The sequence below is a fragment of the Hymenobacter glaciei genome (assembly GCF_039539585.1).
In the GTDB taxonomy this organism is placed as follows: domain Bacteria; phylum Bacteroidota; class Bacteroidia; order Cytophagales; family Hymenobacteraceae; genus Hymenobacter; species Hymenobacter glaciei.
The window spans coordinates 60,981-86,130 of record NZ_BAABDK010000035.1 but is presented as its reverse complement, the minus strand read 5'-3'; the positions used below and the strand labels follow the sequence as shown (position 1 = coordinate 86,130).

General features: G+C 60.9%; 24 protein-coding genes. 5 read left to right on the top strand and 19 right to left on the bottom strand.

Going from position 1 to position 25,150, the window contains the following annotated elements; all coding sequences use genetic code 11:
* Nucleotides 1-162: 162 nt before the first annotated feature.
* The gene (locus ABD837_RS23790; RefSeq protein WP_345059579.1) at nucleotides 163-609 is read right to left on the bottom strand and encodes a hypothetical protein; all 447 of its coding nucleotides are present in this window, start codon (nucleotides 607-609) and stop codon (nucleotides 163-165) included.
* 191 nt (nucleotides 610-800) lie between these two features.
* Between ABD837_RS23790 and hemA the strand changes: the two genes are divergently transcribed.
* Complete coding sequence (gene hemA, locus ABD837_RS23785) at nucleotides 801-2,078, top strand: glutamyl-tRNA reductase (protein WP_345059578.1); 1,278 nt, start codon at nucleotides 801-803, stop codon at nucleotides 2,076-2,078.
* Between the two features lie 250 nt (nucleotides 2,079-2,328).
* Nucleotides 2,329-3,180, top strand: coding sequence for a universal stress protein (locus ABD837_RS23780; RefSeq protein WP_345059576.1), 852 nt, complete (start codon nucleotides 2,329-2,331; stop codon nucleotides 3,178-3,180).
* A gap of 149 nt (nucleotides 3,181-3,329) precedes the next feature.
* Here ABD837_RS23780 and ABD837_RS23775 read toward each other — a convergent pair whose 3' ends face one another.
* From ABD837_RS23775 to ABD837_RS23715, 13 genes are all read right to left on the bottom strand, one after another.
* Nucleotides 3,330-4,052, bottom strand: a complete 723-nt coding sequence (locus ABD837_RS23775) for a hypothetical protein (RefSeq protein WP_345059574.1) — start codon at nucleotides 4,050-4,052, stop codon at nucleotides 3,330-3,332.
* Nucleotides 4,053-4,214: 162 nt separating this feature from the next.
* A complete protein-coding gene (locus ABD837_RS23770) occupies nucleotides 4,215-5,135 on the bottom strand; it encodes a universal stress protein (protein WP_345059572.1) in 921 nt (306 codons plus the stop codon).
* 42 nt (nucleotides 5,136-5,177) lie between these two features.
* Nucleotides 5,178-5,909, bottom strand: a complete 732-nt coding sequence (locus ABD837_RS23765) for a sulfite exporter TauE/SafE family protein (RefSeq protein WP_345059570.1) — start codon at nucleotides 5,907-5,909, stop codon at nucleotides 5,178-5,180.
* 3 nt (nucleotides 5,910-5,912) lie between these two features.
* Entirely contained in the window at nucleotides 5,913-6,389 is a 477-nt protein-coding gene (locus ABD837_RS23760) for a FixH family protein (protein WP_345059568.1), read from the bottom strand.
* A 144-nt stretch (nucleotides 6,390-6,533) separates the two neighbouring features.
* Entirely contained in the window at nucleotides 6,534-7,220 is a 687-nt protein-coding gene (locus ABD837_RS23755) for a 4Fe-4S dicluster domain-containing protein (RefSeq protein ID WP_345059567.1), read from the bottom strand.
* The gene (locus ABD837_RS23750; protein WP_345059566.1) at nucleotides 7,207-7,944 is read right to left on the bottom strand and encodes a 4Fe-4S binding protein; all 738 of its coding nucleotides are present in this window, start codon (nucleotides 7,942-7,944) and stop codon (nucleotides 7,207-7,209) included. Before ABD837_RS23750 ends, ABD837_RS23755 begins: the two co-directional genes overlap by 14 nt.
* Nucleotides 7,945-8,078: 134 nt before the next feature.
* On the bottom strand, nucleotides 8,079-8,987 hold the full coding sequence (locus tag ABD837_RS23745; protein WP_345059565.1) for a cbb3-type cytochrome c oxidase N-terminal domain-containing protein: 909 nt from the start codon (nucleotides 8,985-8,987) through the stop codon (nucleotides 8,079-8,081).
* On the bottom strand, nucleotides 8,981-9,178 hold the full coding sequence (locus tag ABD837_RS23740; RefSeq protein ID WP_345059564.1) for a hypothetical protein: 198 nt from the start codon (nucleotides 9,176-9,178) through the stop codon (nucleotides 8,981-8,983). Before ABD837_RS23740 ends, ABD837_RS23745 begins: the two co-directional genes overlap by 7 nt.
* Before the next feature lie 180 nt (nucleotides 9,179-9,358).
* Nucleotides 9,359-11,584 carry a cytochrome-c oxidase, cbb3-type subunit I gene (gene ccoN, locus ABD837_RS23735; RefSeq protein ID WP_345059563.1) on the bottom strand — a complete coding sequence of 742 codons (2,226 nt, stop codon included), beginning with the start codon at nucleotides 11,582-11,584 and terminating at the stop codon, nucleotides 9,359-9,361.
* Nucleotides 11,585-11,698: 114 nt separating this feature from the next.
* Nucleotides 11,699-12,196, bottom strand: a complete 498-nt coding sequence (locus ABD837_RS23730; protein ID WP_345059561.1) for a DUF2199 domain-containing protein — start codon at nucleotides 12,194-12,196, stop codon at nucleotides 11,699-11,701.
* A 66-nt stretch (nucleotides 12,197-12,262) separates the two neighbouring features.
* Entirely contained in the window at nucleotides 12,263-12,418 is a 156-nt protein-coding gene (gene ccoS, locus ABD837_RS23725) for a cbb3-type cytochrome oxidase assembly protein CcoS (RefSeq protein WP_345059559.1), read from the bottom strand.
* A gap of 18 nt (nucleotides 12,419-12,436) precedes the next feature.
* On the bottom strand, nucleotides 12,437-13,663 hold the full coding sequence (locus tag ABD837_RS23720) for a heavy metal translocating P-type ATPase (protein ID WP_345059557.1): 1,227 nt from the start codon (nucleotides 13,661-13,663) through the stop codon (nucleotides 12,437-12,439).
* Nucleotides 13,633-15,021 carry a heavy metal translocating P-type ATPase gene (locus tag ABD837_RS23715; protein WP_345059555.1) on the bottom strand — a complete coding sequence of 463 codons (1,389 nt, stop codon included), beginning with the start codon at nucleotides 15,019-15,021 and terminating at the stop codon, nucleotides 13,633-13,635. Before ABD837_RS23715 ends, ABD837_RS23720 begins: the two co-directional genes overlap by 31 nt.
* A 162-nt stretch (nucleotides 15,022-15,183) precedes the next feature.
* Here ABD837_RS23715 and ABD837_RS23710 point away from each other — a divergent pair, with 162 nt between their 5' ends.
* Nucleotides 15,184-15,573: a group III truncated hemoglobin gene (locus tag ABD837_RS23710; protein ID WP_345059553.1), complete on the top strand. Its 390-nt coding sequence runs from the start codon at nucleotides 15,184-15,186 to the stop codon at nucleotides 15,571-15,573.
* Between the two features lie 464 nt (nucleotides 15,574-16,037).
* Here ABD837_RS23710 and ABD837_RS23705 read toward each other — a convergent pair whose 3' ends face one another.
* Nucleotides 16,038-16,814 carry an ice-binding protein gene (locus tag ABD837_RS23705; RefSeq protein WP_345059551.1) on the bottom strand — a complete coding sequence of 259 codons (777 nt, stop codon included), beginning with the start codon at nucleotides 16,812-16,814 and terminating at the stop codon, nucleotides 16,038-16,040.
* Nucleotides 16,815-17,127: 313 nt separating this feature from the next.
* On the bottom strand, nucleotides 17,128-17,445 hold the full coding sequence (locus ABD837_RS23695; protein WP_345059549.1) for a cupin domain-containing protein: 318 nt from the start codon (nucleotides 17,443-17,445) through the stop codon (nucleotides 17,128-17,130).
* A gap of 837 nt (nucleotides 17,446-18,282) precedes the next feature.
* Here ABD837_RS23695 and ABD837_RS23690 point away from each other — a divergent pair.
* Nucleotides 18,283-18,765 (top strand): hypothetical protein, encoded by a 483-nt coding sequence (locus tag ABD837_RS23690; protein WP_345059547.1) that lies wholly within the window; start codon nucleotides 18,283-18,285, stop codon nucleotides 18,763-18,765.
* 383 nt (nucleotides 18,766-19,148) lie between these two features.
* Here the strand turns inward: ABD837_RS23690 and ABD837_RS23685 are convergent, their stop codons facing one another.
* Nucleotides 19,149-20,195, bottom strand: a complete 1,047-nt coding sequence (locus tag ABD837_RS23685; RefSeq protein WP_345059546.1) for a response regulator — start codon at nucleotides 20,193-20,195, stop codon at nucleotides 19,149-19,151.
* A complete protein-coding gene (locus tag ABD837_RS23680; protein ID WP_345059544.1) occupies nucleotides 20,173-21,786 on the bottom strand; it encodes a sensor histidine kinase in 1,614 nt (537 codons plus the stop codon). The genes ABD837_RS23685 and ABD837_RS23680 overlap by 23 nt, the downstream gene beginning before the upstream one ends.
* Before the next feature lie 182 nt (nucleotides 21,787-21,968).
* Here ABD837_RS23680 and ABD837_RS23675 point away from each other — a divergent pair, with 182 nt between their 5' ends.
* Complete coding sequence (locus tag ABD837_RS23675; protein ID WP_345059542.1) at nucleotides 21,969-22,304, top strand: hypothetical protein; 336 nt, start codon at nucleotides 21,969-21,971, stop codon at nucleotides 22,302-22,304.
* Here the strand turns inward: ABD837_RS23675 and ABD837_RS23670 are convergent.
* Complete coding sequence (locus ABD837_RS23670) at nucleotides 22,301-24,958, bottom strand: PAS domain-containing protein (RefSeq protein WP_345059540.1); 2,658 nt, start codon at nucleotides 24,956-24,958, stop codon at nucleotides 22,301-22,303. The two genes, ABD837_RS23675 and ABD837_RS23670, sit on opposite strands and share 4 nt — an antisense overlap.
* Nucleotides 24,959-25,150 lie beyond the last annotated feature (192 nt).

Genomic DNA, 25,150 nt, shown 5'->3' with positions numbered 1-25,150 from the left:
CGGTTCCGAAGTCAGTATAAAGGTTGAACGATGTAGGGGCGGGGTCGTACCCGGTAGGGCTTGTCCCCGCCCGGACGTTCGCGCCGTTGCAACGATTCCGCGCAACGATGCGAGCGCACGGGCGGGGTCAGGCCCCGCCCCTACGTCCTTAAAACTGCTCTCCTACAAATGCCCGGGCCGGCGCAGCTTGGTGCCGTCGGCGTTGAAAACCAACGTGCGGCTCAGGTTGCTTTCGCAGGTGGCCGTTTCGTAGGTAATGGCCTTTGTGCGGGCATTCACGAATTTGGCGGCCTGGCACACCTTCCGGCTCGGGTAATGGTCGGTGAGCGTGTGGCGCACGCTGGCCGGCAGGGCGCTCAGGGCCAGGGGCACGCCCGTGGCTGCCACGTCGCCGTTGGCGGTGAACCGCACGAATTGCTGGCCGGTGGGTTGGTTGAAACTGACCTGGTACAGCCCCTGCGTTCGTTTCCACTGCACCTGGGTGGCAAGGGGATAGTGTTGCTGCAAGGCCACGAAGGCCAGCGGCGGCACCTGGTCGGGGCTGATGAGCTGGGCGTGGCTGGCCCCGGCCACCAGGAAAAGCGAGCCGAGCAAAAGGAGGTTTTTCATGGCGCAAGCGGCACGTGCCCGGCCTAGTAGGACACCGGTAAAGGTCCCGCTTCGTCTGGGGTGGACATATGACACCTATCAGGCGGTCGGCTGACGTGTGTCATGCCAGCCCGCTGGGTGCCAAAGGACCTTTGTTGGTGGCCACCCCGCCCGGAAATGCGCGGCCCGCTCTTCATCCTTCGTTTTTCCGCATGAACCAGCGCTTCAAAGTTGTCTGCCTCTCTCACCGGCACGCGCCGCTCGCCATCCGGGAATTGTGGGCATTGGACGAACCCGCCTGTCGGGCATTGCTGCTGACCGTGAGCCAGGAGTTGGGCCTGGCCGATGTGCTCGTGCTGAGCACCTGCAACCGCACCGAAGTGTACTACAGCGCCGCCCAGGAACAAAGCGCGGCCATTCTGAACGCATTAGCCCAGGTGAAAAACCTGTCTGACACGTCCCAAATTGCCCCTTATGTAGAAAGTATCGCCAATGCGCCGGCCGCCGTGCAACACCTGTTCGAGGTGGCCATGGGCCTGGATGCGCAGGTTGTGGGCGACCAGCAGATTAGCCACCAGGTGAAACAGGCCTACCAGTGGGCTGCCGATGCCGGCGCGGCCGGCCCGTTTATGCACCGCTTGCTGCACACCGTGTTTTTTGCCCACAAGCGCGTGCGCCAGGAAACGGGTTTCTGCGACGGCGCGGCGTCGGTTGCCTACGCCGCCCTGCAGCTGGTGGAAGACCTGACGGCCCACCTGGCCAGCCCGCGGGTGCTGCTGGTGGGGGCGGGCACCTTTGGGGTGGATGTGGGCCGCTATTTTGGCAGCAGCAGCCGGTTTGCGCACGTCAGCATTTGCAACCGCACGCGGGCCAAGGCCGAAGCACTGGCTGCCGAGTGCAACCTGCAGGTACTCGACTTTGCCGATTTAGCCCGCGGCATTCAGGAGGCCGACGTGGTAATATCGTCCGTTTCGGGCCCCGAAGCCCTCATCACGGTTGAACTACTGGGCAACCAACCCGTCCTGAGCCACAAGTACCTGGTGGATTTATCCATGCCCCGCAGCATTGCCCCGACCGTGGAAGCCGTGCCCGGTGTGCTGCTGTATTCCCTCGATGCCATCCAGAGCAAAGCCTCCGCAGCCCTGGAGCGGCGGCTGGCGGCCGTGCCGCAGGTGCGGGCCATCATCGCCGAAAGCATGGCGGGCCTGCAGGACTGGAGCGAGGAAATGGAAGTGTCGCCCACCATTCAAAAGCTGAAAAATGCCCTGGAGCAGCTGCGGCAGGAAGAAATGAAACGCTTCGGCAAGCGAATGAGCCCCGCCGAAGCCGAACTGCTGGACGACATCACCCGGTCGTTGATGCAAAAAGTGCTGAAGCAGCCCGTGCTGCACCTCAAAGCCGCCTGCAAGCGGGGCGAGCCCGGCCAGCTGGTGGTCCTGCTCAGCGAGCTATTCGACCTGGAAAAGCAGCCAGCTGGGGTGCTGGTATGAGCGGGGATGTTTGTGAATAGCACGTCATGCTGAGCTTGCCGAAGCATCTCTACCGCAGCACTAAATCTGATTATTTACGCGGTAGAGATGCTTCGAAAAGCTCAGCATGACTGCGGAATTACCCGCCTAACGAAGCCTGATAAATGTCAGGTTTATGCAGCGTTCCTGTCATGTCCAACGCTACCCCGGCGCCAGACATTTGCGTCAGACTTCGTCTGCTGCCAGGTCTGACTCACTCATTTCCTTTATCATGAAAAACCTGCTGGTCCCCACCGATTTTTCTCCCGAATCGCACCACGCCTTTGGCGTAGCCTTGCAGCTGGCCGGCCAGGTAGGCGCGGCAGTGACGCTGCTCCACGTGCTGGCAGTGCCCGAAACCGCTGGCTTCAGCACGGTTGGAGGCCCGGTTGGAGGCGACGGAGGAATGGATGACTTATTCATGATTAAGCTACTGCAAGCCACCAAGCGGCGCATGCACGGCCTGATAGACGAAGCCGCCCGCACCGCCTCCAACGTGACGGTGCACGATATGGTGCTGACGGACAGCACCGGCCCCGCCATCTTGCAGGCCATCGAAACGCAGCACATTGACTTGGTGGTTATTGGCGCGCAAATCCATTCAGCGATGGAGAACCTGTTTACCAGCTCCCACACCGAAGAGCTGGTGCGGCTGGCCCCTTGTCCGGTGCTCACTGTGAAGTACGCCGTGGCCGATTTCGCGCCGCGCCGCATCCTGTTTCCGTCCGACTTCACCGCCGAAGCCGACCAGGCTGTGCCCGGTTTGCGCCAGGTGCAGGCCCTTTTCCCCGATGCCCAATTCCACCTGCTGCAAGTGGTGGAAAAGGAAGGAGAAGTTGCCGCCGCGCAGGCCCGCATCGTAGATTTCTTTGAACGCCACAACCTGAAGCACGCGCAGCCCGCCATTTATGTCGATGACAGCACCATTTCGGGCATCTCCGCCTACGCCCGGCAAATGCAGGCCGACCTATTGGTGGTTCCCACCCACGGCCGCACGGGGCTGAGCCGCCTGCTGCATACCAGCGTTGCCGAAAGCGTGGCCACCCATGCCTTTCCGCCGGTGCTCACCTTCAAGCTAGGGTAGAGAAGCATACTTGCGTCTCGTCGTTAAACAGAAACCAGCCTCTCGGCGCGCACGACGAGACGCAAGCATGCGTCTCTAGAACCGTTTTTTCACACAGCAACGCCCGGCCGGTTCTCCAGTCGGGCGTTGTTGTTGGTAACGGCCAACGGTCAGGCACTGCATGGCTCCCGCAGGTCGATAAAAATGAGCTTCCAGCGCCCGCCCGCGCCCGCCGACTTGGCGAAGTGAAACCGGAACCCCGTGCGGGTTTGCAGCACCGTGCGGACCGTGCGCCCTTGTGCCGCTTTCCCCTGGGCCGCAGTGCCGCCTGTCACGGTGGCGTGGGGCCAGATGTCCAGCCCGCGGAAGGCGGTGGCCGGCCCGGAAAAGCAGCCTTGTTGGGCAAACCCCGCGTTCTGCTTGGTTTGCAGGGCGCAGTCTGCTCCGGGCAGCAGCTTCAGAACCTGTAGCTGCGGGCAGGTCATCAGCTGTTTATCCAGCGAAAACAAGGTTTGCCCCTGGTGGGCGCGATGAAAAGCACCTACTTCGGCCACCCGCGTCACGGTGGGCACGGCGCCGGGCTGCTCCAGAATCCAGAGGCCGAATTCCGGGTCGATGAGTTGGTTGAGGACTTGGGCATCGTGGCCGCGCAGGGCGCCTTCGAGCAGCAGCCAGACCCCGGCCACGGAAGTGTCGGCGGGCATCACCGCGTTTTCGGTGTGGGCGGCGGCCGAGTCTGGCTTGGGGGCAGTGGCGGGCCGGGCTTGCACCACGCTTTGCCCGGCGGGCTGGTCGGGCATGCCGTTGGGGTTTTTGGTGTCGCAGGCTGCCAGCAGCAGGGCGGTGGCGCAGGGTAACCAGGAGAGCAGGCGCATGGCGTGGCGGCTTAACATGAGAGCGAAATAATTTGGGTGGGGTGCTGGCATCGATGCTTTTGTAAGTAAAAAGAACGTCATGCTGAGCGCAGTCGAAGCACCTCTACTGCAGTAGTAAATGATTACTTGAACTGTAGAGATGCTTCGACTGCGCTCAGCATGACCGTGCTTTGCTAATGGCTACACCCACGGAATGGTGTGGTAAACCGAGCGGACGCTTGACACCGCCAGTGACTCCGGATGCTGCGCGCAACGTTCGCAGCAGCTTTCCTGGCCCGCGTGGTAGCCGATGGCGGGGAGCACCAGCACCGGGATTTGGGTGTGGTAGGCCCGCGTTTTGGTATGGCAGGTGGCGAAGTATTGCGCCAGCTGACCGGCACTGGTGGGCGCAATTATCAGCAAATCGGCGTGCTGGCGGGCGCAAAACTCATCGGCGCCTTCCAGCCGCGCCTCGTCCTCTACCAGGTGCTCGGTGATGGGCGCGGCCCACACCAGCTGCGCGGCAGCGGAATGCAGCGCCTGTTTCAGGGGCCGTCGCTGGGGCCGGTCGAGCGGCGCGTAAAACTGCACCAGCTCCATTGGCGCCGGGAACGCACCTGCCAGGGCCGAAAGCCGATGGATGAAGCTTTTGTCCAGCACCCCAAAATCGGCAGAGAACACCACCCGGCGGGGCAACGAGCGCCGGCCCGCGGGCACCACCAGCACCGGGCAGGCAAGCAGTTCGGCCAGCGCTGCGGCGTGGGTGGCAGGGGTAGGCTGGTGGCAGCAGTCGATGGGTTCCAGGCCCATTACCACCAGGTCGGCAGCGCAGCGCACGGCCTCGGGTTGCAGTTGGTCGGCCAAAGTGCCCGGTAGCACCCGGTAGCTGTAGCGAATGCGGCGGCCGTCCTGGCGGGTGAGCTGCTGGTAGCGCAGGCGCTCCACGAGGCTGCACAGGCGCTGCTCCTCCGTGGCCAACACGTCGGCGGTTACTGCGGGCGTATTGGGGATGCAGTGCAGCAGCACCACTTCGGCTGGCCAGCGCACGGCCAGCTTGTTGGCGTAGGCGAGGGTGTGTTCGGCCGCGGCGGTGTGGTCAAGGGGAACGAGGAGGGTTTTCATGGGTTTGCAGCAGGCTATGTTAGGCGATGAAAAATCCAGTAGCTAGTGGCAGAAATGCACTGTGGCTGGTTGGTTTAGGCTGGTTTTGGCAGTGGGCGGGCCCAGTTGGGGACTCAGGTAAGGAATGCCCAGCCCGAGGCCGCGCACGATGAATAGCACCGCTATCACTGACGCCGCGTAGGGTACGGCCTGGCGCATGCGGGTGCGCCATAGCAGCGGCACCAGCCGCCCGCTCAGCGACAAGCCGAACATCAGCGGCAGCGTGCCCAGGCCGAAGCAGGCCATATAGGCCGCCGCGCCGGCCACGCCCGGCGCACTCAGCGCCCCAGCCAGCGCCAGGTATACCAGGCCGCAGGGCAGCAAGCCGTTCAGCACGCCCGTGCCATACAAGGCGGGCAGCGTAGGCCGTTGAAACAAGCGGCCCAGCGTAGTCTTCACCCAGGCCAACGGGCGGCTCAACCCCAGCCAACCCGCCAGGCGGCTGGAATGACGCTCCGGCACGGCTACCAGCACCAGAATCAGGACGCCCGAGGCAATGGACAGGCTTTGCTGCGCACCGGCCAGGCGCAGGCCCTGTCCCAGCAACCCGGCGCCGGCGCCCAGCGTGGCATAAGTCGTGACCCGACCGAGGTTGTAGAGCAGCCGCCCGCCCGTGTAGCGCCACGGCGACGTGGCCTTGTCGACGCCGCCGGGCAGCGCCAGCGCAATGGCCCCGCACATGCCCACGCAGTGAAAACTGCCCAGCAACCCAAACAGAAATCCGGCCCAGAGCATCGGTTAGTTAAGCGTAAGGTCTTGTTCGAGGAAATAGGCCTGGCCGCCTGCCGTAAAATCGAGCTGAACGCGCCACAGGCCGGGTGCCATTTTGCTGGTGTTGATGACCTGGCGCCGGTTGGCAGCGGGCTGTAGCGGTAGCGTGAAATCCAGGGCTTTATCGGAGGGGCGGAAGAAATGGACCTGCCCCTGCACGGCCTGCCCAGCTAACGCGGCCGGCAGCTCCAGGGTCAGGCGGTGGCTGGCGGGCTCGTGGCGCACCTGCACGGGCGCCGGCAGCGCGGCGGTGCGGGCTACAGCGTCCATGCGCTGCTGGTGCGCCAATTCCTGTTGGTAATAGTCGGCGCTAACCAGGTTCACGTCGGTCTGCATGGCTTGGTAGACCATGGAGCCGATGTAGGCGGCAAACAACACGAATACCGCAATAATGGCATAAGGCCAGACGCTGCGTTTAGGAGGAGAAAGGGCTGGGTTGGTCATCTTGATTCGTTTGTCAGAACGGTCATGCTGAGCGCAGTCGAAGCATCTCGCTCGCATTGTTGAACGATTGATTTACTACTGCAAGCGAGATGCTTCGGCTGCGCTCAGCATGACGTTCTTATTAATTTTTCCGTTGTTAAAATATCACTGCGACGGGCCCAGAAACTTGGTGCTTGTTTCACTTATCAGTTCGCCGCCGCTGAACAGGCCGATGCGGATTTTCTGGTTGGTGCGGTGCAGGGCCTTGCGGGGCAGCTCCGCGAAAAAGACGCCTTCGGTGATGCCTTGGGCGGGCAGCTTCAGGCCGTTGGTGCCGATAAGGGAAATCTGGCCTTGCGCGGGTTCCAGGATGCGCAGGGTGATGGGATAGCGGCGGTTGGTTTTGTTGACGACCGAGATGTTGTAGAGGTTGGTGATGGTGCCGTGGTCGGTTTTCTGGTAGAGCTGGCCGGGTGTGCGCAGCACGGTGGCTTCCACGTTGGCGCGCGACACCAGCATGCCCGTGAGCACGGCCAGCAGCAGCAGGAGCCCACCCGACAGCGCCTTCACCCGGCCGGTCAGCCCGAACTTGGTGCCGTTGGCAATACCGTTTTCGGAGGCGTGGCGAATGAGGCCTTGCGGCAGCTTCACCAGGTCCATGATGGAGTTGCAGGCGTCGATGCAGGCCGTGCAGTTGGTGCACTCCATCTGCTGGGCGCCGTTGCGGATGTCGATGCCGGTGGGGCACACCTGCACACACTGGTGGCAGTCGATGCAGTCGCCTTCGGTGCGCGCCTGGTTTTTGTGGAGCTTTTCGCGCGGCTCGCCCCGCTTGTAATCATAGGCCACCACCAAGGCTGTCTTGGTCGAGCAGTACCCCCTGCAGGCGGCCGTAGGGGCACACAATGGTGCAGACCTGCTCCCGAAACCGCGCAAACACGGCGTAGAATACGCCCGTGAACCCGACCATGGCCGCCAACCCGCCCAGGTGGGCCGTGAGCGGGTCGGTGACGATGGCCACCAGCGCATCCGAGCCGATGATGTAGGCCAGGAAAGTGTTGGCAATCAGAAACGACACGGCCAGAAACAGGACGTGCTTGGTGGTTTTGCGCCAGAGCTTGTCCCAGTCCAGTTCGCGCCGGTCCAAGGCTTTTTGCTGGGGCGCGTCGCCTTCCAGCCAGTACTCGATGCGGCGGAACACCATTTCCAGAAAAATGGTCTGCGGACACACCCAGCCACAAAATACGCGCCCGTACACCACCGTAAACAGGATAATGAACACCAGAAACGTGAGCGTGGCCAGCAGCAGAATAAAGAAGTCCTGCGGCCAGAATATCTGTCCCAGAATAATAAATTTTTGCGCCGGTAGATTCAGCATCAGCAGCGGCAGGCCGTTGAGCCGCAGCCAGGGTCCGGCAAAGAGCACGGCCAAGAACCCGTAGCTCAGCCACTTGCGGGCACGGTAGAGCCGGCCGGCGGGCTTCTTGGGGTATAGCCACACCCGCTTACCGGCCGCATCCACCGTGGAGATGGAGTCGCGGTACGCATCGTCGGGTTTGAATTGGGTGGAGGCCATGGGAGAAGGGAGTTGAATCAAAAAACGCCGTCATGCAGAGCGCAGCGAAGCATCTCGCGTGCAGCAGTAATCATGAATTGGTGGTGGCGAGCAAGATGCTTCGCTGCGCTCTGCATGACGGCCTGTTGTTTTCGCTAGAGCCCCGCCACTGGCTTTCCGCCAGCTTTGACCGCTTCTTTCTCGCCCTGCGGCGGCTTGGCATTGGCCGGCTTGGAGCCTTGCAAACTCAGCGCGTAGGAAGTCACCTGCAGAATCTGCTTGCCCGAGAGCTTGCCTTTCCAGGCCACCATGCCCTTGCTAGTCACGCCGAACTTGATGGTTTTGTACACGTGGTTCACCTCGCCGCCGTGCAGCCAGAACTCGTCAGTTAGGTTGGGGCCGACTTTGCCTTCGGCGTTCTGGCCGTGGCAGGGGGCGCAGTTGGTGGTGAAAATGCTTTTGCCGCTGCTCAGGTCGGCCGCGGTGGTTAGGGCTGCGTAGGTGGTGAGCTTGGTGGGGTCGTCGGCGCCCGCCGAAACGAGCAGGGCCGCCTGGCGCATCTCAGTTTCGTATTCGGCTACTTGCAGCTGTCCCTTGGTGGTGAGGTGGTAGTAGCCCACGTACACAAAGGCAAACACGATGGTGAAGTAAAAGCCGTATTTCCACCACGGCGGCAGGTCGTTGTCGAACTCGTGGATGCCGTCGTAGTTGTGGTCGAGGATTTCATCCTTGTATTCGCCGCGCACCAGCGTGGCGTCGCCCACCAGCAAGCCCAGCATCTTGCCGCTCCAGGTATTATGCACCATGGGCAGGTCGTAGAGCTGGCGCAGCTGCGGCTTCATCTGCATCACGATGGTGATGCCGACCAGCAGCAACACCAGGAGCAGCACGCCCAGCAGCCCCAGCAGCCCCAGCAGCCCCCAGAACAGGATTTCCTGCTCAGTCATGCCGGCGGTTTTGGCCGGCGCGTTGGCCTCAAGAGTCTGGGCGCGGGCCACGCTGCTCAGCAGCAGGCCGGCCGCGGTCAACAGTCCCAGCCTGGTGTTTTTCAGAAGCGTTAGCATGAGAAGTCAGACTTTTCGGCGGCGGGGTGCTCGTTGTCCAGCAGCGGCAGCATGCTCATGGCGCTGATGTGCTGGCGGTTGACCACCAGCACGTACCCTAGCAGGGCCACGAAAAAGAGGAAAAAGATGACGAAGGAGATGAGCGGGTAAATGGCAATGCCCGTGATGGACTGCAGGACTTCTTTGTACATGGTGCGTGAGGATTATGGCGTTGGGCGGTTGTACTGAGCTTAATGATGCACCTCTGCCGGAACCTCACCCCCTGACCCCGCATCTGCTTGATGCGCAGAGTCCCGCGGAGAGGGGCCACCGGTTCGGCGCGGGCGTCAGGCTCCCCTCTCCGCGGGAGAGGGACCGGGGGTGAGGTTGGGCTACTGCGCGGCCGCTGCTTCAGCCGTGGCCGCTGCCTGCTCAGGCTTCACCTTGATGTCGGTGCCTAAGCGCTGCAGGTAGGCAATCAGGGCCACAATTTCCTTGTCGGATTTCACCTCGATGTCCTCCTTTTTCAGGTCCGCCACGATGCCTTGGGCTTGCTGTTGGGCGTCGGCCACGGCTTGCTGGTCGTAGCCGGCGGGGTAGGGGGTGCCCAGCTGTTGGAGCACCCGGATTTTGGCGGGCAGCGTGCTGTAGTCGATTTCGTTGTCGAGCAGCCACGGGTAGGGCGGCATGATGGAGCCGGGCGACATGCTGGTGGGGTCCATCATGTGGCTGTAGTGCCAGGAATGGGGGTACTTGCCGCCCACGCGGTGCAAATCGGGCCCGGTGCGCTTGCTGCCCCAGAGGAAGGGCCGGTCGTACACGAACTCGCCGGCTTTGCTGTACTCGCCGTAGCGCTCGGTTTCGGCGCGGAAGGGGCGCACCATCTGCGTGTGGCAGTTCGAGCAGCCTTCCTTGATGTAGAGGTCGCGGCCCTGCAGCTCCAGCGAAGTATAGGGCTTCACCGAGGCAATGGTGGGCACGTTGCTCTTAACCAAAAACATCGGCACCATCTCAATAATGCCCCCGATGAGGATGGCCACCGTAGCGCCCACGGCCAGCTGAAACGGGCGACGCTCAATCCAGCGGTGCCAGTGGCCGCCGGTGGCGTGCGGGTCTACGGCGGCGGGCAGCAGCGCGGGCGCCTCGGCTTTTTCGTTGACCAGCAACGTGCCGCTCTTGGCCGTCTGGTACAGGTTGTACATCATCAGGAACACGCCGCTCAGGTAGAGCAGCCCGCCGATGCCGCGCAGGTAGTACATGGGCACCAGCTGCAACACGGTTTCGAGGAAGTTGGGGTATTGCAGCATGCCTTCGGCATTGAACTGCTTCCACATTAGCCCCTGCGTGAAGCCGGCCCAGTACATCGGGATGGCGTAGAACAGGATGCCCAGCGTGCCCAGCCAGAAGTGCGTATTGGCGAGCTTGGTGGAGTGCAGCGGCGTTTTGTAGAGGCGCGGCCACAACCAGTAGAGCATGCCGAAGGTCAGGAAGCCGTTCCAGCCCAGGGCCCCCACGTGCACGTGGGCCACAATCCAGTCGGTGAAGTGGGCCAGGGCATTCACGTTTTTCAACGCCAGCATCGGACCCTCGAACGTGGCCATGCCGTAGGCCGTGATGGCCACCACGAAGAACTTGAGCACGGGTTCGGTGCGCACTTTGTCCCAGGCCCCGCGCAGGGTGAGCAGGCCGTTTATCATGCCGCCCCAGCTCGGCGCAATCAGCATGATACTGAAGGCTACGCCCAGGCTTTGGGCCCAGTCGGGCAGGGCGGTGTAGAGCAAATGGTGCGGACCAGCCCAGATGTAAATGAAAATCAACGACCAGAAGTGAATGATGCTCAGGCGGTAAGAATACACCGGCCGCTCTGCTGCCTTGGGCAGGAAGTAGTACATCAGGCCCAGGTAGGGCGTGGTCAGGAAGAAGGCTACTGCGTTGTGGCCGTACCACCACTGCACCAGCGCGTCCTGCACGCCGGCGTAGGCCGAATAGCTTTTCATGAAGTTCACTGGCAGCGCCGCCGAGTTGACGATGTGCAGCACGGCCACCGTGAGGAAGGTGGCGATGTAGAACCAGATGCCCACGTACAGGTGCCGCTCGCGCCGCCGGGCAATGGTGCCGAACATGTTCCAGCCAAACATCACCCACACCAGCGTAATGGCAATGTCGATGGGCCACTCCAGCTCGGCGTATTCCTTGCTGGTGGTGAGGCCCAGCGGCAGCGAAATCACGGCCGAGACGATGATGAGCTGCCAGCCCCAGAAGTGCACCTTACTCAGCACATCGGAGAACATGCGCGTCTTGCACAGGCGCTGCAGCGAGTAGTACACGCCCGTGAAAATGCCGTTGCCAACGAAGGCGAAAATCACGGCGTTGGTGTGCAGTGGCCGGATGCGGCCGAAGGTGGTGTAGGCGTTGCCCAGATTCACCTCGGGCCGGGCCAGCTGAAAGGCCGCCAGCACCCCCACCATCATCCCGATTATGCCCCATACCACCGTGGCAATGCCAAAGTCCCGGACAATCTTGTTGTCGTAGAAGAAGGTCTCAATTCCGCGCACGGGCGGCGGGGCCACCAGCAGCGGCAGCGTGGCCGCAGTGGGTAATTCTAGTTCAGCTTGCATGGGCCTGAGAAGAGTGTTTTTACTGCTTCAAAGGTCCCGTGAGGGCGTTTCTGAAAGGATGACGAACGTCAGCCGAGCGCCTGATTGATGTCAGGCGGCCGGCTTGTCACCCTGCTATTCGTGCATGGCAATTTCGACGAGTTCCGTAACGCGCTGCCACGTTATTCCTGCCTGCTGCTCTTCGGCCAAGTTGTGGCCTTCTTCAATCTCAATCCGGGGAATGACGCCGACGGCTTGCGTGTGTACCATCGTTTTGATATTGAGGGTATCGGCGTAACCCGGAAGCTGCGTTTGCAGCCAGCCGAAATAAGCCGGCTCGTTCACTCGCTGTGGGTCATTCCATACCTCATTGGTGCGTCGGAAATTATCCTCGCTCACACTCACCCACACATTCCAGCAAAACAATTCGTCAGAGTCAATGATTGGGATTTCGACGCGTCCACGAATGAAGAAATGCGTTTCATCCACCACACAAAGGCTTTCCGTGAGTTCAACTCGGTCGTCTCTTTCTTCGGGTGGAATGCTGAAATAATATTCAGGAAACGCTGCCCCAAAACACATAGGGAATTCTGCGTGAAATACTCCGCAACGGGAGCAAGTGAAACCTTCCATACCAGCAAGTGTAGAAACCTAATTTAAGTAGCAATGAGGCCCCTAAGGTACAATTGGCCGCTAATGCTACTTCTTCTGCGTAATTTCTTCATCAAACAACATCCGCACCGCGGGCGTGTAGGTATCCTCGTACTGGCCCGAGCGCACGGCCCACAGAAAGGCGCCCAGAAAAAGCAGCGCAACTAGCAGGCTGATGCCGATAAGGAGAAAGATGATGGTCATATCAGATGGGATTTATCGTTAAAGCTGGCGGCGGTGGGCGGCGTAGCGCACCAGCAGCGTGGCAAACACCATCACGCTCAGCGAGCTGATGGGCATAAGAATGGCCGAGGCAATGGGCGTGAGCAAGCCCTGAACGGCCAAGCTCAATCCGATGCCGTTGTAGCAGAAGGAGAGTAGAAATGTGGCCAGCACGATGTGCCGGCAGTCGCGGGCGAAGCGCAGGATGGTTGCCAGCCGTCCGAAGCTACCGGCTTCCAGAATGGCGTCGCAGGCCGGGGAGAAGTTGGTGAGGGTCTCGGTGAGGGCAATGCCCACGTCGGCTCGTTGCAGAGCGCCGGCGTCGTTCAGGCCGTCGCCCACCATCACCACGCGGCGGCCCTGCTTTTGCAAAGCTTCCACAAACGCCAGCTTGTCGAGCGGCGACTGCTGGAACCGCAGTTCGGCTTCGGGCCCAAACAACTGGCGCAGCCGGGTGCTGTCCGCTTCGTTATCGCCGGTGAGCAGCGCCAGTTGGTAGCGTTGGCCTAGCTGCTGCAACAGTTCTGGCAGGTGCTCGCGGTACTCGCTGCGCAGGTCGTAACACCCGGCGGGCTGCCCGTTCAGTGCCACATACACCTGCGAACTTCGCTCTGCTGGTGCTTTAGCGAGCGTGTTATGGTCTCTTCCAGGTTCATGCGCCGGTTTCGTGCTGGCGTCGACCCCACCCCCTAGCCCCCTCCCCGGTTGGGAGGGGGGACTAGACTCTAGATTGATAGAACTAGAATTAAAAACTAGTCCCCCCTCCCAACCGGGGAGGGGGCTAGGGGGTGGGGTCGACGAACCCCCGACAAAAGCAGCCGACCCCACACGAACCCGTGTGCCGACAACAAGCCCGCTGATGCCCTGGCCGGGTGTTTCGGCGAACTCCTCCACCACAAAATCAGAAGGCGCCAAATGCGCGGACAGGCGCTGGCTCAGCGGGTGCGTGGAATGCCGGACGAGGGCTGCTACGCGCTGCTCATCCTCGTGGGATAGGGCCGAGCCGGAGAAGCTGACTGCGGCGCGGTGGGCGTCGGTGAGGGTGCCGGTTTTATCGAATACCAGCGTGTCGGCGCGGCTCAGGGTTTCGATGACGGCGGCGTTTTTCAGGTAGAGCTGGCGGCGGCCCAGCACCCGCAGTGCGGCGCCCATGGCAAAGGGCGTGGCCAGCGACAGCGCGCAGGGGCAGGCAATAATCAGCACCGAAGTGAAGGCGCGCAAAGCCATTTGCGGTGCGGGTACCAGTACAGCACCGAGCCCACGGCCAGCGTGAGCGTGAGGGCCACGAAGTAGCGTCCGACGTGGTTGGCGTAGGTTTCCAGTGTGGGCCGGGCTTCCTTCTCGAAGGCAGGGTTGTTCCAGAGCTGCGTGAGGTAGCCCTGCGACACTTCGCGCACCACTTCCAGCTCCACGGCCTCTCCCACCTGCCGCCCGCCGGCATACACCACGTCGCCCACGGCTTTAGTCACGGGCACGCTCTCGCCCGACACGAAGCTGTAGTCAATCAGCCCCGCGCCGCGCCGCAGCACGGCATCGGCCGGAATGATTTCCTGGTGACGCACCCGAATGCGCTGCCCGGCCAGCAGCTCCTTCACCGACACCGACTGTTCGCCGGACTTGGTGAGCAAGGTCACGGCCACGGGAAAGTAGGACGTGAAGTCGCGGTCGAAGCGCAGGGCGTTGTAGCTGTGCTGCTGCACCCATTTGCCGATGAGCATGAAAAACACCAGCCCCGTGAACGAGTCGAAGTAGCCCGGCCCGCGCTGCGTGAGCACGTCAAACACGCTGGTGGCAAACAGAGCCGTGAGGCCGAGGCTGATGGGAAAATCGAGGTTGATGTAGCGCTGCCGCAGTCCCTGCCACGCCGATTGGTAAAAGCTGCGCGTACTCACCAGCAGCACGGGCAGGGCCAGTAGCAAACTCAGCCCGCCAAAAAACTGCCCAAACGTGGCCTGCAGCCCTTCGGTGAAGGAAAAGTAGTCGGGAAAGGCCAGCAGCATCACGTTGCCGAAGCCAAAGGCCGCTACGCCCAGCTGGTAGTACAGCGTGCGGCTGGCGGCGTGGGGCTGCGCGCCGAGCTCGGCCAGGGTAATCTGCGGCTCGTAGTTAATGGCGGCCAGCAGCGTCACCACGTCTTTCAGGCTGGTGTCGGCCGGCTGGTAGCTTACCGTCAGCTCTTTGCGCAGGAAATTTACCCGCGACTCCCGGATGCCCGCGTTCAGCTTGAACAGGTTTTCGAGTAGCCAGATGCAGGAGGCGCAGTGCATCTGCGGGATGGTGAGCGTGAACCGGGCCAGGGTGGGCGAGCGAAACGCCAGCAGCTGGCTTTGCACCGATTCCAGGTCCAGGTAGTCGAAGCGGCCGGGGAGTTCCACCGCCTTCACGCGCTGCCCAGGCTGCTCGTCGAGGCGGTAGTAGCCGCACAGGTTGCTGGCCGCCAGCAGCTCGTATACGGCCTTGCACCCGGCGCAGCAAAAGTGCAGCTCGGGGTGGCCGGGTAGCGCAATGGGCTCGTCGGGGCAGTCGCCGCCGCAGTGGATGCAGGCAACGCGGGTCAGGGTTTCGGGAGCAGCGGTGAGGGGCACGGGCGAGCAGGCTGATGGCAGCCTCAAAGCTCCGATTGGTGCCCGCCCGCAAAGCTGATGAATATCAGTTCGCTGCCTGATTCATCTCAGCGTCACTTTGTTTCGGAAGTCAGACCTTTGCCCCGTTGTCGCGTGAAGGCAGCCCGCCGCCTTTTTATTGTCATGCCCAATTCTCGCCCCGACATCACCACTGAAGCCGACGTGCAGCTACTCGTCGATACATTCTACACCAAAGTCAACCACGATGCCCTGCTCGACCCGGTGTTCAACGGTTTCGCGCACGTCGACTGGCCCCGCCACCTGCCCGTGATGTATGATTTCTGGAGCAGCCTGCTGCTGGGCACCACGCGTTACCACGGCCGGCCCTTTCCCAAGCACCTGCCGCTGCCCATTGCGGCCGCCCACTTTCAGCGTTGGTTGGCTCTGTTCGAGGCGACGGTAAATGAGCTATTCAACGGCCCTAAATCGGAGGAAGCCAAGGTGCGTGCCCAAAGCATTGCCACCCTCTTTGAACACCGCTTACGCGAACGCAACCCGCTCGCGCTGCAATAAGGTGGGCCCAGATTAACCGCACAATGTGGTGGTCTGGCAGCGGGCTACCAGGGGAGGCTAAAGCCGGTTCATTTCAAGCAAGGCAGTTGCGTTTACTTTTGGGCGGTGGTCCAAAATAAGGCGGCAGGGTTGCTTCAACTAATTACATTAAGCAGAAACAGTGCGCTGGCTGGTTTTTCAAGCGTCTAATTAAGTGGTCGTTCAAAAATAAACGAGTTATCAGTTGCTCGTTTTTAGTTGTTAGCCAGGTCTTTATCAAATAGCTAACAACTACTGCCTGATAACTTAATTTAAGGAATTTTTTAATTGCCACCCTTATCTGAGCCACCGCCGATATTTCCTTTCAACCGAACATATACAGGATTTATCGCTTTGCGATGGTTTCTCCCATGCTCGTAATTCAAAAAGAGACTGCCTCATTGCTAAGGCAGTCTCTTTTTGAATTACGTTTCTTATTTATTGCTTCAAGGTTGAGTGACTTCACTCATTTGAAGAGTTACGGCAGTTTGTGCCAACAATCTGCCGTTTATCGTTGCACCAGTCCTTAAATTGATGCCTGTCTGGCTCAGGATAATGCCTTCAAAATGGCTGGTGGTTCCCAAGGTAACCGCTTCTGAAGCCTGCCAGAAGATATTTTTTGCCTGTGCACCACCAGCTAAGGTAATTCGCACGGCATCGCTCATGGTAAGCGTGCCGTCAACCTGAAAAATCCAGACATCGTTTGGTCCGCCAGCAATGGTGATGTCGGTTGGAATGAGCAGGGCACTGGTGAATTTATACAGCCCCGGGGTAAGTGTTTTACCACCGATACTTCCGGCACCCAAATCAAGGAAATCGGGATTTACGCGTCCGGCTGCATCCGTGTAGGCCGCTTGCATATCAAGCACGGAACTGGTCAACCGGGTGGCATCGGTCACTTTGCAGGCTGGGCCGGCAGCATCAACTGAAAAGATGGTTCCTACCACTTCGGGGCAAGTTACCAAAATAGCTGCTCCGGTGATTGGACTTGAACCAACATCTCCGACAACCGATGATTTGTAAACATTGGTAACTCCGGTTTTTGATAAAATGGCGTATTCACCCGAAAGACCAAGTTTAACTACTGGCAAAGAGCCTGCCGGCGTAGTTTCATTATTCAGGGTTTGCGATGGGGTTAGGTCGTTTAACTGAACTTTAGAACATCCCGTCATTAATGCAGCAAAAGCTACAAATGAGATTGGCAATAATCTTTTAAGTATCATGTTGTTTAGTTTAATTTAATTATGATAATATTACCATAATTAGGTTAAAGGTAACCTATTTAAACTTGATAAGCTGAACAGTGTGAGCAAGGGATAAAATCGGGATTTGCTTTCTTTTTCGATGGCATTGCTCGACATGTGCGCGGCCGCCTTGTCAGCCTGGATGCGCTGGGGTGCCAGCCCGCCATCGCGGCCCAGATTGGCCAGCAAGGGGTTGATTACCTGCTGGCCGAGGCCGAACGATTGGCATAGGTGCCTGCCCGTCATACCCTGGGCAACTAGTTTGCCGCTCTGGCACGGCTCCGGAAGGGGGCTACCGATATATCAGAATACGAGCGGCTTCCAGGCAGTGCAGCGAATGCGGCGCACCCAGTGGGATGATGACGTAGTCACCGGCCTTCACCTGGGTCGGAATGGCTTCTTGGGTGATGGTGAGCCGGCCAGCCAGCACGGCCACCAATACGTCGACGGAGGCATGGTGGGTGGGCATGGTTTCGCCGGCCGCGAAGGTTTTGTAGATAACCTTCTGGCCGTTTTTCTCCAGTAGCACCAAGGCTTTTTGTTCGCCAGCGGCAGGGTGGCTGCCTGCCAACAGGCTGCCACTTTTCAGGGGTGGATAGGTCAACTCCATTAGAAATTTGGTTGGAAAAACGGGTCGTGAATGTTGCCAAATGATAGCCACTCTGCCAAGGAAATGGACAGTGGCAGCCATTCCTTCGCGTTGTTCGCCAGTTCGAATTGTAATTCCAGCGTCATGGGTCAGTGAGTAGCAACAGTTGGCAAAGGAGCTTTCCAACTTATGCAGAAACGCCCTTTGCTGACTGCCATTGGATAGCCCAAAACTACCGGCCCCTTTTCGGCCCCCACCTGACAAACTTCACCCCCCGGCCTGAGCTTCATCAGCCCCGGCTGTGGCCCTGGCGGCCAGCGAAACGCGCCGCCGCGTCCGCCGTGATGCTTTGCCGGGGACGGGACTTCCGGTTTGAGCGTTTACGAAACTCATCTCTGCGGAGTATTTCGTGAACGATGAATCGTAGACGGGTTTCTTAAACTCGACCCGCGCTATAGGGGCAGGCTAGCCTCTGGGTTTGGGCCGATTCCTGCCGTTCACCGAAAGGAGACTTTGCGTAGGCGGCTGCCGCCATGGTGGGATTGCTACCTCTAATTGCCTTAACAGGCATTTTGCCAGTCTGTTCCCAACCTTTATTGGGCCAATCTCATGGGGTATTAGCTGAACGGTACTGTGCGGGCGGTTTTTCACGTTTTTTGGTTGAATTTTTCATGTAGTCGTTGAACACCTCGACGTGCACTGTTGTGATTTTTGCCATTTCCATAGCATCTCAAAGAATATGTGCTGCAAAAAAAAAGGTCGTTTCTAGGGTGGAAACAGCCCTTTAAAATTAAAAAGCAAATTCGGCGCATATTCATAGGGCAGTCGCCGTTGTAGCTATCCACACCTTTTTTTAACATGACTATGACCTTGCGCCTATTAACGCTAGCGCTGCTCACTGGTAGCACCTTTGTGCTTACTGAGTGCCGCAAAAAAGCTGACCCCTCGGTACCGCAGCTTACCAAAAAGGAAGAAATGTTAACAACTCCTGTTTGGATATACGATAATTCCAGGGTGGTACAAACGACAGCCGCGGGCGTCGCTACGTCGAGCCCCTTTGTTTTTGACCCTTGCTCCTCGGATGACCGCACCCAATTCCATGCTGACCGGAAGTTTACAATTGACGAAGGACCACTTGTTTGTACCCAGCGGCAATCAGTGACCGGAACCTGGGCACTTGCTTCCAATGAAACAGAATTGGTCATGACAAACGCCCAATCCCACGTCGACCGTTATCGAATTGCCAACCTCACCACAAGTACTTTATCTTACGTATTCTCACAAGAAACCTATCAAGACGGGTCTCGGGTCGAAGTGATAGCCAATTTTTCTGCCAAATAGCCGTGTAGATGCTTGTTAGGCTGACATGCATGTGCGGGGTAGCCCGGACCACGCGTCTTTATCAATGGAGGGTTGTCGCCTCTTTTTCTCAACACGTGCACGCCACCGGCAATGAGAATGAGAAGCACATAGGAACGAGGGAAAGAGTCGGCCCTGCAAGGGCAGATTCGTAGGCGAGCGGGGATGGGCATTACCAACTTCCACAAAAGTTGGCAGTGCCCATAAAAAGGTGAAGAGCTGGATTGGCCAACCGGCGAGACGGTTGAGTATTTGACCAAAGTAGCCAGCTGTTCAGCCAAGCGGTGTTTCAAATAAGCCGATAAGCCCTTCCATATCCTGCCAAACAGTCGTTGTTTTCGTTTCCCGACCGCATCCCAACCCAACTACCAGCGCGCCTGGCGCAGCTTGTCGGGCTGCAGCACCCGAATGCTTTTGGGCAGCAGCTCCACCAAGCCGTCGGCCTTGAACTCGCTGAGCGTGCGAATCAGCGACTCCGGCGCGGTGCCTACCATGGCGGCCAGGTCTTCGCGGGTGAAGTGGATGTGCGCGTCGGGCCCGGCCTGGGCGTGCAGCTGCAGTAGGGTGTCGGCCACGCGGCGGCGGATGGAGCTGTAGGCCATGGCCAGCAGCTGCGTTTCCCGCTCGCTCACCCGGCCCGCCAGCAGGCGGATGAATTGCTGGCCTACCTCGGGGTTGCGAAGCAGCAATTGGGTGAAGTCGTCTTTCGGGATGTACACCAACTCTGAGTCGTCGGTGGCCACGGCCGAATCGTGGTGCGCCGTGTGCTGCAGCAGCGGCAGGTACCCAAAAAACTCGCCCGGGCCGTAGGAACCCGTAATCAGCTCCTTGCCGCTGTCGTTGGATTTGAGCGTTTTCACCCGGCCGGCTTTCACGAAGTACACCCGCGTGGGCTCGTCGCCTTCGAGGTAGATGTTCTGCTTTCGGCGGATGGCGTGCACCTTGCGGTCGGCCGACAAGCTGCTCAAGTTGCCCACGACGCGGGCGTCGTCCAGAAACTCGCCCAGGCCGCCCTGCTGCAAATCGTACTCGGGCTTGAGGTGCTGGAAGCGGTGGAGGCGGCCCGCGATGGCGCTCAGCAGCTCGGCCTTGTCGAAGGGCTTGGTGAGGTAGTCGTCGGCGCCGAGCTCCATGCCGCGGCGCAGGTCGGTGCGCTCGGTTTTGGCCGTGAGGAAGATGAAGGGCACGCCCGCCAGCTGCGCGTTCTGATTAAATATCTGGAGCACGCCGTAGCCGTCGAGCACGGGCATCATAATGTCGCAGATGACGAGGTCGGGCCTGGTGGCCAGCGCCTGCGCTACGCCTAGCTGGCCATTCTCGGCGGTGTGCACCCCGAAGCCGGCCAGCTCCAGGAGCTCGGCCGTGTTTTCGCGGATGGCGTCGTCGTCTTCAATCAGCAGAATGGTTTTCATAGGGAATGGTAATGGTGACGGTGGTGCCCACGCCCAGCTCGCTGTGCAGGGCCACGGTGCCGTGCATGAGCTCCAGGTACTTGGCAATGATGTAGAGCCCGAGGCCCGTGCCCGGCACCGTGCTCACGTTGCGGGCCCGGAAAAATCGTTCGAACAAATGCTCCTGGTCTTCCTTGGAAATGCCCACGCCCTGGTCCTGCACGCTCAGGGTGAGGCGCTGGTCGCGGCAGTCGGCGCGCAGCCACACCACCGCGTTTTCGCCGGAATACTTCAGGGCGTTGGACAGCAGGTTGACCACAATTTTGCGCAGCAGCGAGGGATCCACGCGCAGGGGTTCGGGGCACTGCATTTCGCTCTCGATGCGTTGGCCGGCTTTGCGTAGGCTGTACACGTCGGCCATTGTTTCGTGGAGCAGGCCGGGCAGGTCCAGCAGCACCGGCCGAGCCTCAATGCGGCCTTCCTCGATGCGCCCCACCGAGAGAAACTCTTCCAGGATATCGTTCAGGTGCTTCACCGACGAGCGGATGCGCTGCACGTGCCGAAGCTGTTTTTCCTGGTGCGGCCCTTCGGCGTACTCGCCAATGAGCTCGGCCGAGCTGAGCACGGCCGTGAGCGGCGTGCGAAACTCGTGCGAGGCCATGCTCACGAAGCGCGATTTGAGCTCGCCCAATTCCTGCTCGGCGGCCAGGGCCGTGGCCAGCTCCCGGCCGCGCTGCTCCAGTTGCTCCAGGGTATTCATCAGAGCGTGGGTGCGGTCGGCTACCGTCTGCTCCAGGTCGGCGTTGAGGCGCGTCACGCGCTGCTGCTGGGCCGTGAGCTCCTGCTCGGCTTCCTTTTTAGCGCTGATGTCGAGGATGTAAGCCACCGCGTACAGCTCCTCGTCGAGGTGGAAGTAGCTTAGGCTGGCTTCCACGGGAAACTCCGAGCCGTCTTTGCGCAGCCCCACCAAATCGCCGCGGTGCGCGCCCATGCTCCGCACCTGCGGCTGGGCATTGAAGGACTCGCGCAGCTGCGCGTGCTTGCGGCCAATGGCGTCGGGCACCAGCACTTCGATGCGCTGGCCCAGCAGCTCGGCCGCCGCGTAGCCAAACAGCTGGCCGGCGAGCTCGTTGGCCGACACCATATTGCCGGCCCGGTCGCACACCACAATGCCGATGGTGGCGTTGGCAAATACCGCCTCAAAGCGTCGGCGGCTGTGGGCCAGCTCGCGCTCGGCCTGCTGCAGCGGGCTTTTTTCGGTGATGTGCACCAGAAAATACCGCCGGCCTTCCACCTGAAAATACGCCAGCTCCAGGTAGCCGCTGAAGGACTCGCCGGTGTGGCGCCGGATTTGGGCCTGCACCGTCTGGCGGCCTTCCCGCTGGGCTTGCTCGCACAGGGCATCCCACTGGGCGCCGGTCCAGGGCGGGGTGCGCAGCGAGTGGTCGGGGTCGGCCAGAAAGGCGGGCTCGGAGGGGTAGCCCAGCAGCCGCACCCCGGCCGGGTTCACCTGGGTGAACCACCCCAGCTGCGGGTCGTAAATGCCCATAAATTCTTTGGCCTGCGTGTAGAGCAGGTCGGTCAGGACGCCAGGGTAGGAGCTCGTCAGCATGGCAGGCTAAGGAATGGTGGCACAAGGTCGTTGGTAAGGGGCGGCCCACGTTTCGGCCGGGGTGCAAGGTCGGTATTTAATATCCCCGGCCTGACAATCGTCAGCCCGCGACCTGATGGGCATCATGCTGGCCACGGGGGGAGGCCGGTACATTTGCTCATGCTTGCTTGTTCAAATTACTGATGGCCACCGCCCGACCTTCTGCCTGGCTTCCCGCTACCGAAGCCGCCGTGCTGCTGGCGCTGCTGGCAGTGCCGGGCCCCACCCGGTTGGGCCCATCGGTTAGCTCAGAGGCGCTCACGGAGCTGCAGCTGCAGTTGGGCAGTGCCGTGCGGGTGCTGCGCATCGACGCCACTACCCATCCTTCCGTCGTAAGCAGCTTCCACGCGACCGACCTGCCGTGTTTCGTGCTCCTGCACCACGGCATTGAGCTGTGGCGCGCCTGCCGCCTGCCCGACGCCGAAACCATCTTGCTGGTATTGCGCAAGCTTGCGCCCATGGCCCTCACCCCAGACTAAGGCACTTGATGTGCGCCGGCTTCGTGGTCCCGGACCATGCGTGGCAAGGTCACGACGAAGGTCGTCCCCACGTTCGGCTCGCTGCGTACCGTTACGGTACCGCCGGCATTTTCCGCAATTCTCTTCACCATGTAGAGCCCAATGCCCGAGCCCGGAACATGGTCGTGGAAGCGTACGAACATCCCGAAAAGCTTGCCTTGCTGGAGCGCATCAAGCCCTAATCCGTTGTCCTGCACTTCGAGCACGGTCGCGCCGGCGGCACTGTGGCAGCGCACCTGCACCCGCAAGGGGCGCGCCGGGGCGCGGTACTTCACCGCGTTGCTGAGCAGGTTGTACACGATGCTGCGCAGGTTCTTGGGCGAAAACGACAAGCGGGAACAGCGGACCACATCCACTTCCAGCTGTGCTCCCGCGGCAGCGAGCTGGGGGGTCAAATCAAGGCGCACGTTTTCTATTACATCTGCCAGGTTCACCTCTTCGGCGGGCTGGACATGGGCCAGCTGCAACCGGGAAATGTCGGTGAGGTGCACAATGGTTTGCTGGAACCGCTCCACGGCCTTCTGCATCATGGCCAGCACCTCCCGCACCGGTTCGGAGCGCTGGATGCTGGCCGGCAAGGAGAATAAGAGCTCCTGCAGCAAGCCTTCGATGTTGGTGATGGGCGTTTTCAGGTCGTGGGAAGCGGTGTAGATGAAGTTGTCCAAATCCACGTTGGCGCGGGTGAGCTGCCGGTTGGTGTCGGTCAGCTCGTGGTTGTTCGCGAGCAGGTCGGCGTTGCTGGCGGCGAGCTCCCGGTTCAGGCGCTGCACGTTGGCCTCGTTCAAGCGCTGCACCTGCCGGCGGGCACTCACCTGCTCCGTCACATCGGTAGCCACGGCGGCCACGGCGCTCACGTACCCCTGGGCATCGCGCAGCGGGTGGTACACGAAGTTGACGTACAGCGTAGTTGGCTGGCCCTGATGGAGCACCTGCAGCGGTACTTCGTGGGCCAGGTAGGGCACCCCTGTGGCCACCACTTCGTCCAGCTGCTCTTTAAAGCCTTGGTTGCGAATCTCGGGCAGTACCTCGAACAAGGGCCGGTTGACCGCTTGCGCAGCCGTGCGCCCCCAAATAGCCTGCAGGCCGGGGTTGCACACATCCACCACGTAGTCGGGGCCGCTGAATACCCCAATCGCCACGGGGGCCTGCTCGAACACGGCCTGCAACTGCTGCTGCGCCGCCAGGTGCAGGCGCGCCGTTACCTGGGCGCTCACCTCTGTGGCCATGACCGTGATGCCGGTAACCTGCCCACTGGGCGCAAATAGCGGCTGGTATACGAAATTCCAGTACAGCGTATCGCGCCGCCCGTGGCGCAGCAGCACCGACGGCAGCTCCGTAGCCACGTAGGGCACCCCGGTGCGCACCACCTCGTCCAGCAGCTCCTTGAACCCCTGGTCCCGGATTTCGGGTAGCAGGTCGAACAAGGGCGTATCCAAGGCCTGCGCCGGGGTGCGGCCCCACAACGTGCACACCGTGGGGTTGGCCATCTCAATAACGTACTCCGGGCCCTGAAGCACCGCAATGGCCAGGGGCATTTGCTCAAACAGCTCGTGCAGCCGCCGCCGCTGCGTTTCGGTTTCGGCCAGCGCCGCTTGCAGGGCCAGGGTGCGCTCGGCCACGCGGGCTTCCAGCACGTCGTTGAGCTGCTGCTGCTCGCCCTGGGCGGTGAGCAGCGTGGCGTTGGTGGTCCGCAGCCCCGCGTTCAGGCTTTCGAGCTTGCTATTGGCGGCCGCCAGCTGTTCGTTGAGGTCCTGCACCTGCTGGCGCGTCTGCACCAGCTGGGTTACCTCGGTGGCCACGGTTATCACGCCGGTTACCTGGCCCTGCTCGTCGCGCAGGGGCTGGTACACAAAGTCGAAAAAAGGCGTCTCCTGGCTGCCGGTCGACAAGTTTGGCGCCGCGTGCTCGCGGGCCACCACCGGCTGCCCGGTTCGCAGCACGCTTTCAAACAATGCGCGATGGCCCGGGCCCGCCGCTTCGGGTACCGCTTCAAGCAAGGGCTTGCCGAGGGCCTCTTCGGGCGGCTTGCCCCACAGGGCGAGAATGGCCGGGTTGGCGGCTTCCACTACCAGGTCGGGGCCGCGGGCAATGGCCAGCGCCACAGGGGCCTGTTCCACCACGCGCTGCAACTCGCCCCGTTGGGTTTCCGCCTCGGTGCGGGCCGCCTGCTCGCGGGCCTGGCTGGCGCGCAAGGCAGCTTCTATGGCGTCCCGGTCGGGCGAAACTTCATCGGCGGTAAAACTCACCAGCAGCATTTCCCCGCAGCGCCGGGCGGCCAGCCGAAAGAACTGGTCGAGCCCGTCGTGCGGGTAATTGAGGTGGTAGCGGCCGGCCTCGCCGGTCTCGTACACGTGGCGGTAGAAGGCGAAGATGCCAGTGGCCAGCGCGTGGGGCAGGTGGGTAAGCAGGGTGCCGTCCGGCTGCTCGGGCAGGCGCATGATGCGCTGACCGGCCAGGTTGAGGTATTCCAGCGTGAAATCCTCGATTTCCTCGCTATCAGGCCGGTACACCGGCCGTAGCAGGTTGATGGCCGTGAGCGACACCTCCAGCAAAGGCTGTAGCAGTTCGGCAGGAAAGTGCAGGGCCGCGCGTAGCGGTGGGGCAACAGTAGGCATGGCAGCAGCGCAAGAATGCAGGCTGAGCGGCCCAATTGGGTAACCCAAAAAACAGACGGTGAGAATTCTTCTCCGTGTAAGCAGCAAGCCTGAATGCGCACGCTTTATGCCTTACACTTCAGTCGGGATTACCCCGAGTTCATGTAATATACGCTTATCTGGACGCCCAAATGAAATTTCTGCCGGAATAAG